Consider the following 13479-nt stretch of genomic DNA (forward strand, 5'->3'; position numbering starts at 1 on the left):
TCTTAGACTTGGTACTCTCGATCCTTGACGATTCCCGGCTGTGGAATCGGATACTTGCCTTCATCATCGGACGTCACGGGCGCGGGTCCGTCAGGAGTCATTTTGTCGGCATCGGGAGCAAACTCATGCTCGCAGTTAAGCATTTGATCGTACGTGATTTCTTGTCCGGTGTGCGCGGCCATGCGTCCCATGCTGGTCACCAAACTTGCTTCCACTCCACGGGGCACTTCGTTGTACGGCTTGTCGTTGACGATCGCATCGAGTAGGTCGTCCCACTCCAGTTGGTACGGATTCTTTTCGGGCTGGGGGTACTTCCAAACGATATCTTCATCCACTTGATTCTGTCCGCTGAAGATTCTCACTTTGCCGGGTTTGTGGCCAGACATGCTCACAAACGCGCTGCCCTTGCTGCCGTGGACGACGCTGGACATGTTGTTTTGGCAACCTAACATCGTGCGACCGTCGAAAAAGAGTTTCGATCCGTCGTCGTAGGTGTATTCGACCGAGTAGACGTCAAAGTTTTGATCAACAAAGTCACGGCGATAGTGGCGTCCACCGACGGCTTGTGCTTTGACAGGCCAAGAATTTTTCATCCACGACGTTTCGTCAATTTGGTGAATATAAAAATCGCTGAACATCCCGCCGCTAGCCCAAAGGAAACTGTGGAAGTTCTGAATCTGGTGCATCACTTCGGACATATCGTCCGGCTTGGGCTTTGAAAACGCCGATGCCGATTGTCCCTGCATTCGGTAAGCTCGCATCGCGATGATGTCGCCAATTTGCCCATCGCTAATTCGCTTGTGCAACTCTTGTCGACCACGGCAATGGCGGACCATCAAACCCACAGCGCACTTCAGATTTTTCTCGTCGGCTTTCTTTGATAGCTCCAGCATTCGCTTGGCGCTGGGCCCATCGGCGATCAGCGGTTTTTCCATAAACACGTTTAGCCCAAGATCGATGGCGTGTTGGAAATGCACCCATCGAAACGCAAGCGGCGTGGCAAAGATGACGATATCGCCTGGATCAAGCGCTGCCATGGCTTCTTTGTAGGAATCAAACCCGATGTGCTGACGATCTTCGGGAACATCAACCTTCTCGGGCGTCTCCTCGAATTTGCCACGCAATGCTCCCAAACTTGATTCCATTTTGTGGGGAAACACATCCGCCATCGCGACCAACCGTGTTTGAGCATTCTTGACCGACAGGGCTTGAGAAGCAGCGCCGGTGCCTCGTCCACCACAGCCGATCAAAGCGACTTTGATCGTATTGGCGTCTTTCTTTTCTTGACCGTAGACGTAGGGTGCCGTCAATGTGCTCAGCGCCGTCGCGGCGCCGGCAGTCTTCATAAAGTTACGGCGATCAGAAGGTTGCATGGTGGGATTCCTTGAGGTGGGAATTGACTCGAACGTTCTAGCCTGCAAACGACAGGCTAGCGGTTCGCATTAATAAGATTGGTTCAGCGAGATCATCATTCTAGTACCGCATGCCACTGGCGCTGTTCCAGTAGAAGTACATTTCTTCGACCGAGGGGACTTTAAGTGGCCGGATGACGCGAAAACCTATCCAAGGCGCGTCGGTGTGGTACCAGATACTCTGCGGAAGCTGCGGATCGGTTTCCTTCCACGCTTCATCGGACCCAACACGGGCGGCTGAGCGCAGCTGGTCAAATTCATCGGCCCAACCGCCGCCGCGTGCCGAACGTGGATAAAGCTTGGAAGGTTTGACGTACGGATTGCTCGGATTGTCTTGGATCAGTTCAAAATAGTTTTCCGTGAACTTGTCTGCCGTCCATTCGCGGACGTTGCCGTGGATGTCGAACAAGCCCCAGGGGTTCGGTTTCTTCAAACCAATTTTCTGGTACTTCTCTTTGCTGTTGGCAGAGTACCACGCGTAGTCGGCCAGCTGTCCGTTACCGAAGGAATACGGTGTCGTGGTGCCCGCGCGGCAAGCGTATTCCCATTCTGCTTCGGTGGGCAATCGATAAAAGTGACCGGTCTGGGCACTCAGCCATTGGCAATACTTGTTGGCCGCGTGCTGAGTCATGCTGATGGCGGGATAGCCCAACTGGCCCATCCCAAAACTCATCTCCGTATACGGTGGTGTCGGCTGCGAAACGCCATCGACAATGGTGTGAACGTTGGCATCGTAATCTTTGCGCGCACCATGCTTTTCGCGCGAAGCTTCCGTAATCATAAAGGGTTCGTACTCGTCCCAAGTCACCTCGTACTTGCCGATCCAAAACGGATCGACGCTGACTTTCGTCTGCGGACCTTCGATCGGCGAACGAAACTTTTCGTCTTCGGGACTGCCCATCAAGAATGTTCCGCCTTTGATGGCGACCATCTGGAAAGGTGCTTTCGTTAGCGGCACGGCACTTTTATAGTCAGCCATGTCGGCTTCGGATTCGACCTTCGATGTCGCAAGGATTTTGGCGTGAATCTGTGCAACCAATTCGATGTCATCGACAGTCACTTGCGGCCCGACTTCTTTGGCCTTCTTTTCCAGCTTCAAATCAGCCGGCCAGATCGCACCTTGGTCAATCCACATTCGTAGCGTCTTAGTCATGCTGCTGGGCAACGGCCCACCGGAATTTTTGGGCGGCATCAGTGAATCGTCGTTTTTGCCCGCCACGGTTGTCGTATAAAGCGAACTATCAGCGGCATCAAACGCTGTGATCGCACCGCTATCGAACGCCATTTCACGCGTCGTCAAATCCAGCCCGCCTTCGGGATCATCACCGCTGTGGCAGGAAACACATTGTTGTTCCAGAATCGGCTGAATGTTTTTAACGAAGTCGATGCGCGGCTGAATCTTAATGGGTTTGTCACTGTCCCACTTTGCGCCACTAGCGACCCATTTGCGAAGCAATTCGATTTGCGATGGGTCAAGCGGTTCGTCTGGCGGCATGATGTCCGCATCATCATGTGCCAACATTGTGCTGGTCAGTAACGTGCTGTCGGTGGGATTGCCAGGCACGAGAGCGGGACCGCTCGCACCACCGGCCAAAGCACCAGCTAGCGTGTCCAACCGTAGTTCACCTTCGGCCTCCTTTTCCCCGTGGCAATGAACACACGCCGATGCCAGCAGAGGTTGGACAGGCGCAAAGTCAACGACCGGCTCCTGTGAATTCACCCGTGAAACAAAACAGAGAACGAGGATGCAGAAGGCAGAAAGCGATTTCATAGCGAATTGGCAGAGTGAATTAATTGAAGTTTGCAGTTTTGGGTGGGAAGCATTTATTCAAGAAGCATCGGACAACTGAATCCGAACGGCGGGGCGATCCCCATTGTAAACAAAGCGATGGGCAGAGCGGTGCTTTCCAAAAAAGCCCCTGTTCAATCCTTCAATGCCGCGTGCAGAATCTCGGCAGGGTGCATTGCTCGCTTGCTAGTCCCGTCGTGGATTTGATGTCGGCAGGAAGTCCCCGGTGCGGCAATCAGAGTTTCGGCATCAGCGTCCCGCAACGCTGGAAACAAAACTAGTTCGCCAATCTGCATGGACAAATCGTAGTGTTCTTTTTCGTAGCCAAACGAACCCGCCATTCCACAACATCCGCTCGGAATGACCGACACCGAGTAGTTTGCCGGCAAGCTAAGTGTATCAATGATGGACTGACTATCGGTCAGTGCTTTTTGAAAACAGTGTCCATGCAGCAGCACACTGCGAGACTGGTCGGTAAACGAGTCGCTGTTAATCCGGCCGTCAGCGAATTCGCGAGCCAAAAATTCTTCCAACGTGAAACAGTGTTCGGCGATTTGGATTGCCGAAGCTTTCAGTTCGTCGGTCGCCAGATCGATTGATTCATCCCGAAAGGTCAAGATCGCGGAAGGCTCGATTCCGACCAGCGGCACTGATTCGTTGACAAGATCCGACAGCTGCGTGGTATTTCCATTGACGATCTCCTTGGCTTTTCGCAGAAAGCCCTTGGACAACCAGGTTCGGCCGCTTTCTGAGATTGGCGACAGTTCGACCTTGTACCCCAAGGACTCCAATAGTTCGACGGTTTTGATCCCGATGTCGGCGTCAGTGAAATTGGTGAACTCGTCGCACAACAAAACCAGTTGGCCAGTCTTTCCAACATTCACGCTGGGTTGATGTCGATCGAACCAACGACGCAGAGTGGTGCGGGCAACTTTGGGTATCGTGCGTTCTGGGTGAAAACCAATCATGCGGTTCATCACTCGGCGCAGTGCTTTTGTACCAACGATCGCATTCCACGCCCACGGAACCACCGAAAGTAGACGTTGGGACTTGGCAAAGTTGGCGATCATCTTCGCTCGCAACGGGCTTCCATTGGCGTCGTAGTAGTGCTGCTGAAATTCCGCCTTCAACTTTGCCATGTCGACCGTCGACGGACATTCTTTTTTGCATCCTTTGCAAGACAGGCAAAGGTCCAGAACATCTTTCAACTCTTCGTTGTCAAACGGATTGTCGCTGGCCGCATGAGTCATCGCGTGACGCAACATATTGGCCCTGGCGCGAGTGGTGTCCTTTTCGTTTCGGGTCGCCATGTAACTGGGGCACATCACGCCACCGCTGAGTTGTGTTTTGCGACAGTCGCCCGACCCGTTGCACATTTCCGCCGCGCCCAGCACATCAATCGTCGACGACCAATCAAACACCGTCTTGATCGGCTTGACTTGATGTCCGGGGGTGTAACGCAACTGCCCATTCATGGGCGGCGTATCGACAATTTTTCCGGGGTTAAACACACCGGCCGGATCCCAGCTTTGCTTGATTCGTTTGACCAGATCGTAATTCTTTTCGCCAATCATTTGACACAAAAATTCACCACGCAGTCGACCATCGCCGTGTTCGCCAGAGAGTGAACCGCGGTACTCTTTTACAAGCGTCGCGATCGTCTGTGCAACCTCGCGAAACAGCTGTGTGCCTTCGGTTGTTTTCAAGTTCAGAATCGGACGGAGGTGGATTTCGCCGCTACCAGCATGAGCGTAATGGACGCACTGGAGCTGAAAGCGTTCGTTTAGTATCTCGTTAAACTCGGCGATGTACTGCGGCAAATCATCGACATCAACCGCAGTGTCCTCGATCACCGGCGCGGGCTTGGCATCACCGGGCAAATTACCCAGCAAGCCGAGGCCAGCCTTTCGGAGGTTCCAAATTTTGACCGTGTCACTTCCGAACAAAACCGGAAACGCCGTGCCCAATCCGGCGGATCGCAGATCACTTTCGATCTGGTTGGTCATCGACAAAATTTCGTCGCGATCTTGACCGCGAATATCGATGACCAGAATTGCCCCTGGGTCGCCCTGAATAAAAAACCGGTTTTCGCGATGCTCGATACTCCGCCGCGTGCATTCCAAAATGTAGCGGTCGATCAGCTCACACGCGTAACAATCGTGCTGCACCGCAATCTGAGTTGCCCGCAATGCCTCGTCGACGTCATTGAAGTGGACGCACAGCAAACCGTTCTCCGGTGGCGGCAGTGGCAGACAACGCAATTTCATCTCGGTGACAAAACACAAAGTCCCTTCACTTCCGGCGATCAACTTTCCAAAGTGAAACGGTTTGTCGCTGGATGAATCAATGCAATTCGCGTCCATCAACAAATCGATGGCATAGCCTGTGTTGCGTCGCGGGATACTTGGCTTGGGAAATTCCTTGGTGATCTCATCTCGCGTTGCTTGATCAGCAAGCAAATCACGAATGTCGCGATAAAGCTGTGTCTCGACCGAATCGGGTCCGTCACATTTGGCCGCGAACTCTTCAGCATTCAGTGGACCAAAGACAGCCTGACTGCCGTCGGACAGCAGCGCCGTGACCTCCAAAACATGATCGCGTGTGCTGCCGTATTTAATCGAATTGGAGCCGCACGAATTATTGCCCAGCATGCCACCCATCATCGCGCGGTTCTGAGTCGACGTTTCGGGACCAAACAACAAGCCATGCGGCTGCAACGCCAAATTCAATTCATTGCGAATCACCCCCGGCTCAACGCGCACCCAGGATTCGTCTGCGTTGATCTCCAGGATCGCGGTGAACTGCCGCGACACGTCGACTACGATTCCCGATCCGACCACCTGGCCAGCCAACGACGTCCCGGCCGTCCGGGGAATCAGCCCAACGTGCTGCTCGTTTGCAAAGCGGATCAGCTTGCGCAGATCGCTTTCGTTTTTCGGAATTGCAACGGCAAGAGGAAGCTCTTGATAGGCCGATGCGTCTGTCGAATAGATCTGCCGCATCAATTCGCCGCTATGAAGCTCGCCGTCCAAGTCACTGGACAGACGAATCAGCGCATCAGGGGTGACGTTCAATGGTCGTTCTTAAATTGAAAGGCGGGTTTGCCAGTGAAGTCGGTGCTAGTGATCGTGGGACACCAATGGCGTTCGATGTGCTGAGCGATCAAACGATTGCCATCGAAGTGACTGACATAAGGACTCATTCGTGAATTGTACATCGTGTCCGTCATGTCACGCATCAGGACCACATTTTGCCCCTGATAGATCATCTGTCGAATCGAAAACGGCCGCCCCAAAACACACATGTTGGTGTGGACGCCCAAAACGACAACGTTCTTGATTCCCTTTTGTTTCATCAGATAAAACGCTTCGGCGCTATCCGTGATCGCGTCTTGATCGTCGATGTCCAGCGTCGCGATTTGCCTTGACCAAGCGTTGTAGGTTTTGCACGGTGGATCACAGTCACAGCCGCCATCGGAATCATCGATCGGTAGCTGCGGTTCTTTGTCGGCGTCAATGTGACACCATCCCTGCAACGGGATTTGCGTCTGAATTTTCGGCGCCGACTGTGCCAGTTTGCGCATTGGCGTTTCTTTGTAAAAATCCAAACAGCTGCTGGGGCAATGAATGATCAGGCAACCTTTCTTGCGTGCCGCGTGCAGTACTTCGTTCATGCGAGGAGCCATTTCGCCCACTCGCCGCGTGGCCCCTTTGCACCAGTGCCGGTCCCACATGTCGCATACAACAATGGCAGTTTCGTCTGCGTCCCAAGCAAGCGTTTCGTTGACGGTTTTCCATTTCGATCGATCGCCGTCGTCGCTGATTCGCTGCGAGCGGGATGCCAACGAAAGATTCTCGGCCTGGGCGTCGCGAGCAACCATGCACACGGTTAACAACAGGCACAGGCTTAAGAGACGGACAGTGACGCGAACAAGAGATTTCATGGGCTCTCTTTCAAAAATGGTAAGGCGTAATCGAAAAACGCTCCGGCGATAGGGCCAGAGCGTTTCGTCGTAGTATCAAAACAGATCGGCAACTAAGCCTTTTTTCGTTTTTTCTTTTGCTTCTGTTCTTCCAGCCATGCGTCGCTGTAAGGCACGTATTGTCCTGGCACAGGAACAGGATACTTTCCGTCTTCACCTGGCATGGCTGGCGGGTCTGAATCCAACGTGTAGGAATCGATTCCCGGGCATAGATTTTTGCCGCCAGCGAGTAGATCGTCCCACTTCACGATCTTGCCACTGTAGCAAGCTTCGCGACCAAGGATCGCTGTGAATGTCGAGTGAGCACCGTACTCGCCTTCGTTGTAGATCTCGCCACGCATCAGAGCTTCGATCAAATCGTGCTGTTCTTGCTGGTGACCGTTGGGGTTCAGTTTCTTGTCGAACGACCAAGCGTTGGGGCCTTCGATTTTGCCGCCGGACAAGTCAGCCGTGCCTTTGGTACCGTGCGCGTATTCCGCGACGTGAGTCCAAGAGCCTTTCAGATGACGTCCCTGGCTGAACATCTTGGTTCCGTCGGAGAACGTGTACTCACAGAACGTGTGGTCAAAGATCTGCGACTTCGTAGCGTCGCCATCCATCCGCTGTCCACGACCACCCATGCCGTTACATTCGACGGGATACTCGCCTTTGACCCAGCAACCGACGTCCAAGTTGTGAATGTGTTGTTCACAGATCTGGTCGCCCGAAAGCCAGTTGAAGTGGTACCAGTTATTGGTCTGGAAACCCATTTCCGAGTGATCTTCTTGACGGTTGCGGTACCAAATTCCGCCACCATTCCAATAGACACGCAGTGCCAAGACGTCGCCGATCGCGCCTTCGTGAATCCGATCAATCGCTTGCATGTACATCGGTTCGTGGCGACGCTGCAGGCCAATGCCGACCATCAACTTTTTCTTCTTGGACTCTTCGACAGCGTCCAAAAATCGTCGTACGCCGGGAGCGTCCGAAGCAACGGGTTTTTCGCAGAATACGTGCTTGCCTTGCTGGACGGCATATTCAAACTGTTGCGGTTTGAACCCAGGAGGCGTCGCGATGATGACCAAATCGCAGTCGCTGTCGATTGCTTTTTTGTAGCCATCAAAACCTGCGAACTGACGCTCGGGTGGGCAATCGATCTTGGCGGCATTCTTGCGCGACAGGCTGGCGTGCGCACTTGAAATTTTGTTCTGAAAAGCGTCCGCCATCGCTACCAGTTTGACGTTGCCTTTGGTGTTAAAAATGTTCTGAGAAGCTCCGGAGCCACGGCCACCACAACCGATCAAAGCGATTTTGATTTCGTCGCTGCCCTGAGCGTGAGCAGTGCGTGCAATGGTGCTTGTCAGAGCGGCGCCGGCAGCCACTGCGGTTGATTTTTTCATGAATGAACGACGTGTTGTGTCTTTATCCATCAGTAGTCCTCAATAAGGGAGACTTGGAGGAAATTGGTAGGTTGTTTGCGGAACAAGATTGTAGCCGGAATTGATCGTGAATTGGAACAATCGACAACCGATTTGAGCTCGCAGCCGATAATTTCCGCAATCAATCGCTGCAATCCGACGTGCTGCATTGGCTACGAAGCGTTCGGTGGAAGTTCGCTGATCCCCACCAGGGTAGCCGTATCCAACGGCCGATCGATCCCTTTGACAGTCATCGGCTCGTTCTGGCTCCATTCGAACCGATCCCCAACGGCATCGACGACTTGTTGCGACACCACGACTTTGCCGCCATCCGCCCGATCGCACAAACGCGAAGCGGTGTTCACGGTGCTGCCGATCGCCGTGTATTCCATCCGCTCAGGTGTACCGACCGTCCCCACAATTGCATCGCCGGTGTGAATCCCGATGCCAATTTGCAGTTCACTGTTTCCGTAGTCCTCAATGGTCGCACCTAGTTTCTTTTGAATTGCCCAGGCAGTTTTGACGGCGCGCTCTGCATGGTCGGATTGATCCGTGGGCGCGTTGAAGAGGACCAAGATCGCGTCGCCAATGAACTTATCGACCGTGCCGTCTTGTTCGAACGTACAATCGACCATGACTTGCAAGAATTCGTTCAGCCTGTCCAAGACCGTTTCAGGCTGGTTACTCTCCGTAAAGCGAGTGAAGCCGCGGATATCAGCGAACATCACCGTCACGTCGCGTCGCTTGCCACCGACAGCAATGCTCTGCAATGCCCGTTTAGAAATCAAATCCGTTACGACGGCGCGAGGCACGTATCGACCAAACAGATCGGTCATTCGATTTCGCCATCGAACTTCGTAGCCGTAACGAACCACTCCAGTCAAAACTCCGGTCACGGCAATCACCGAAGGCGCGACCGCCATGTCGGTAAACCAATTGCCCCGATACGCGATCATCGCCACCCCCATGTAGCCCAGCAAAACGGCCAAGCCGCTTAGCACGGCAAACTTCACGCTCCCGCGCCCGACCAACAAACTCACCAACAGCGCCAGCACCAAGACGGTTGACCAGTAGACCCAAAGCGGAAACGGTTGCATGATGCGATCGTTGATCAAGGTTTGCACCGCTAAGGCCACCAAGGCAGTGATGTCGACCTGCGAGCGCTGGCTGGGCAATTCGAATTGACGTTCCGGGCGAACGAAGTCCGTGTCGACTCCGATCAGAACCAATCGGTCTTTTACCAGCGCTTCATCGAAGTCACCCTTCGCTACTGCTCCGTAGTCCAGAATGGGAAATGAATCCGCTCGCTGGGTATGATCAATCCAAAATCCAGCTGGCGATGCTTGAACCACTTCACCTTCGAACGGAACCCAGGGGATACTTAGGGAACCGACTTGGTACGGCAACAACTTGAACTCCATCTCCGACTCCGGCAGCAGGTTTTCCATCACCGGATGGTAATACAGCCACACATCAACGATTCCACTATCGCTGAGCGCTTTTGCGATTTCGTCTTCGGTGGCGATGGGCAGACCCTGTTGACGCCGAGCCAGCCATATCACCATCGATTCACGAAGCGCGAACAGATCGTGGTCCGCGAACGGTGACAGTCGACTTTGGTTTGTGACATCGATCGGATTGCGAAACCCAATGCTTTCGTGCCGTATGTAATCGTCGAATTTGCGGACGGACTCGTAGTCGATGGTGCTACTAAGAAGCACGTCTCGAACCAGCTTGCCTCGAGAGCCTTCGATTGCCGCCATCATTTCCAGTGCTGGTTTGCATTCGGCTTCGAATTGTTCCGGCAAGAGCGACGTGATGAGTCGCGGGTCGGCAACCGCTTTTGCGCCCGCAGCGAGGAGATTCTCGTAGACTTGTTTGTCCGTTTCGATGTTGGCGGCGGTCCCCAGTCTTTCGGCGCTTGCTCGTCCGTATTGCACAATGACGACGTCGCCAGGATCCGACCGCATTCCAAGCCGCGGCCCGGTATCCGAATTCATCAAATAGTCCGAAGCAGATCGCGTGACGCCGCGAGTCCACCGACCACCGAAATAGATCAATGAAGCGCCGATGCTTCCCGTCAGCAGCCCAATTGCAATCAATAACCAAGGAGCTGGCAGTCGTCGCGTTGAACCGGATGAAAACAGATTGAGCATGAGTACAGGGTCGCAAAGTGTCAGGCGAATCGCAAAAGCTGGCGTAAAGGGACCTTTATCAGACCCCGCGTGCACCCCCCATGCATTAGATGCACAAATGTACTTCCGTCGATAAAGCGAGCTTTGACACCATTGTGCTTGATCTGGACTCGCGGGCGATACCCTGCCTAAACTCCGCTTCAGTCCCTCATTCTTTAGTCGTCAAGCAAGGAAGCTCGATGTCTACCAACCAACATGCTCATCATGAGTCAATCGTCGTCACCGGAGTCGGCGTTGTAACGCCTGTTGGTTCCGACCGGGACGCTTTTTGGCAAAACGCTTGCAGCCAAGATACAAACTCAGCAGAAGCAGTATCCCTCCACGGGCGTGCTGATTTCGATGGCAAGATCGACGACTTTGGACCGCTGGCCAAAGACACGAAACGCGTGATTCGCAAATCGCTGAAAATGATGAATCGCGAGACGCAATTGGGTGTTGCCGCTGCCCAGCACGCCATTACCGAAAGCGGGTTGTTGGATGCAGGCTATGAACCTGATCGCGTCGGCGTTTGCTTTGGTGCGGGCAACGTCGAAATCCGCCGTAGCGACTTTCAAGCCGGCGTGGATGCTTGCCAAGACTTGATGCAGCAATTCGATCCTGCGGTCTGGGGACAACTGGGCATTCCACACATCGATCCACTTTGGATTTTGCGTGTGTTGCCAAACATGCCCGCATGCCATACCGCGATTGCAAACAATCTTCGCGGGCCCAACAACACCATCACGCAAGCCCGCGTCGCGACGAACATGGCGTTTGCCGAGGCACGAAACGCGATCCTCGATGGCGATGCCGATGCCATGGTCGTAGGCGGAACGGGTACCAACTTGCTGGAGACCATTCCAAGCGATGCGGATGAAATCAATCGACCAGCCGAAGCAGCGGCGGCCTTCGTGATCGAGCGACTCGGACACGCCGCAAAACGGGGTGCCCCCAACTACGGCGAAATTTTGACAACCGGCAGCGCCACCGCCATCGCATCCAACCACCAAGCCAACCTTGCCGAAGCGATCGCGGGTGCAATCAAAAACGCTCTGCACTACACACACTTAGATCCTCAGTCCATTGCTGCGATCCAGATGAACCGGCAAGAAACCCGATTGCGGCACTTTGTCGACGGTCTGGGTGATGCCGCAGCTGGCAGCAGCGCACTGAACATTGCCACGATGCTGCTTGCTTTTCAGCGCGAACAAAACGTTCCTCCGTTGGCTTGCAATATCGACACCCTCGAGAGCGGCCTGGCAAGTTGCTTGATCATTCGCAACTCAAAAGTTGATTCCTATCACAGGAGTGCGGCGTGAGCGCTACCAATTCCTACCGTCCCCGCGCCAATCAAGGTCGCCGCGTCGTTGTCACTGGCATCGGTGTCGTGACGCCGCTCGGTTCCACGATTGATACGTTTTGGAATGGACTGACGAACGGTCGGTCGGGCATCAGCACGATCTCCAGTTTCGACGCCGACAACTACCCGGTGCGAATCGCCGCAGAAGTAAAAAACTGGACTTTGCAAGACATCGGAGAAAGCCCGCGTCAGTGGCCACGTTGCCCCCGGCAAACCAAGTTTTCGCTCGGAGCAGGCATCAGTGCCGTCAACGATTCTGGCATTGCACAATCGATTGACAATCCCCACCGCTTTGGCGTTTACCTCGGCTGCGGCGAACCGTTTGTTCCCTTCGATTCATTCACGCAGTCGATGTCGACGGATGACGCACCAACCAAACCGCTGCGTGTTTTCGATCCTGACATCACGCAGCAGTATTCGCCCAACATGCCTGCCCTACAATTGGCAGCGCGTTTTGGTGCCCGCGGCCCCAACCTGAACTGTATCGCCGCCTGCGTGTCAGCCACCCAGGCCATTGGCCAGTCCATGAGAATGATTCGTCGCGGCGACGCCGACGTCATGCTCTGCGGCGGGGCACACAGCTGCATTCACGAATTTGGCGTAACCGGCTTTTCGCGATTGTCAGCGCTGAGCCAAAAGAACGACTCGCCAACCGAAGCGTCGCGGCCCTTTGATCGCGACCGAGACGGTTTTGTGATTGGCGAAGGGGCCGCAGTCTTGGTCGCCGAAGAGTACGAACATGCTCGCAACCGTGGCGCAATGATCTACGGTGAAATCACAGGCTATGGCGCCGCACAAGATGCTTACCGGGTGACTGATACGCATCCAGAAGGACGGGGAACGATCTCCGCGATGAAGCGTGCTCTTGCCGACAGTCGCTTGGACCCCAGCGACCTGGACTACATCAACGCCCACGGCACCGGCACGCAGCTAAACGACAAAGTCGAAACAGAATCCATCAAACGCGCGATCGGTCCGCACGCGTTTAACACACCGATCTCCAGCATCAAAAGCATGCTAGGACATTCCACAACGGCCTGTGGCGCGATCGAGTTGGCTGCCTGCCTACTGGCCATGCAAAGTCACGTGATCCCGCCCACGATCAACTTGCAAAACGCCGACCCAAACTGCGACTTGGACTACGTCGCAAATACGGCACGCGACCACCAGTGCCAGCACATCCTTTCCAACAACATCGGTTTCGGCGGCCAAAACGCGGCCCTGGTGATCTCCAACATCAGCCAAAGCGTCACCGGAACCGTCCGCCGCGCTGCCTAGCGTTCTTTCAGTGCGATTCGTCGGCCTGACCGACCGCTACTTTGTGTCAATTGTCTGCCCTACAATCTGCGCTTTGCACCGACTGCC

Annotated in this window: 8 protein-coding genes; 2 read left to right on the forward strand and 6 right to left on the reverse strand. The window is 54.3% G+C overall.

Annotation, left to right across the window (positions count from 1 at the left end):
* Positions 1–2: 2 nt before the first annotated feature.
* The 6 genes from K239x_RS27610 to K239x_RS27635 all read right to left on the reverse strand — a co-directional run bounded on the left by K239x_RS27610 (position 3) and on the right by K239x_RS27635 (position 10736).
* A complete protein-coding gene (locus tag K239x_RS27610) occupies positions 3–1373 on the reverse strand; it encodes a Gfo/Idh/MocA family oxidoreductase (protein WP_145421670.1) in 1371 nt (456 codons plus the stop codon).
* A gap of 100 nt (positions 1374–1473) precedes the next feature.
* Positions 1474–3132, reverse strand: coding sequence for an SUMF1/EgtB/PvdO family nonheme iron enzyme (locus K239x_RS27615; protein ID WP_419189465.1), 1659 nt, complete (start codon positions 3130–3132; stop codon positions 1474–1476).
* 203 nt (positions 3133–3335) lie between these two features.
* Positions 3336–6275 (reverse strand): FAD-binding and (Fe-S)-binding domain-containing protein, encoded by a 2940-nt coding sequence (locus K239x_RS27620; RefSeq protein WP_419189466.1) that lies wholly within the window; start codon positions 6273–6275, stop codon positions 3336–3338.
* A complete protein-coding gene (locus K239x_RS27625) occupies positions 6272–7144 on the reverse strand; it encodes a cysteine hydrolase family protein (protein WP_145421676.1) in 873 nt (290 codons plus the stop codon). The genes K239x_RS27620 and K239x_RS27625 overlap by 4 nt, the downstream gene beginning before the upstream one ends.
* 92 nt (positions 7145–7236) lie before the next feature.
* Positions 7237–8592 (reverse strand): Gfo/Idh/MocA family oxidoreductase, encoded by a 1356-nt coding sequence (locus K239x_RS27630; protein WP_145421679.1) that lies wholly within the window; start codon positions 8590–8592, stop codon positions 7237–7239.
* Between the two features lie 161 nt (positions 8593–8753).
* Positions 8754–10736, reverse strand: a complete 1983-nt coding sequence (locus K239x_RS27635) for an adenylate/guanylate cyclase domain-containing protein (RefSeq protein ID WP_145421682.1) — start codon at positions 10734–10736, stop codon at positions 8754–8756.
* Between the two features lie 218 nt (positions 10737–10954).
* Between K239x_RS27635 and K239x_RS27640 the strand changes: the two genes are divergently transcribed.
* Positions 10955–12073 (forward strand): beta-ketoacyl synthase N-terminal-like domain-containing protein, encoded by a 1119-nt coding sequence (locus K239x_RS27640; protein ID WP_419189467.1) that lies wholly within the window; start codon positions 10955–10957, stop codon positions 12071–12073.
* Positions 12070–13392, forward strand: coding sequence for a beta-ketoacyl-[acyl-carrier-protein] synthase family protein (locus tag K239x_RS27645; protein ID WP_145421688.1), 1323 nt, complete (start codon positions 12070–12072; stop codon positions 13390–13392). Before K239x_RS27640 ends, K239x_RS27645 begins: the two co-directional genes overlap by 4 nt.
* Positions 13393–13479: the final 87 nt, after the last annotated feature.

Source organism: Stieleria marina (genome assembly GCA_007741555.1).
Lineage (GTDB): Bacteria > Planctomycetota > Planctomycetia > Pirellulales > Pirellulaceae > K23-9.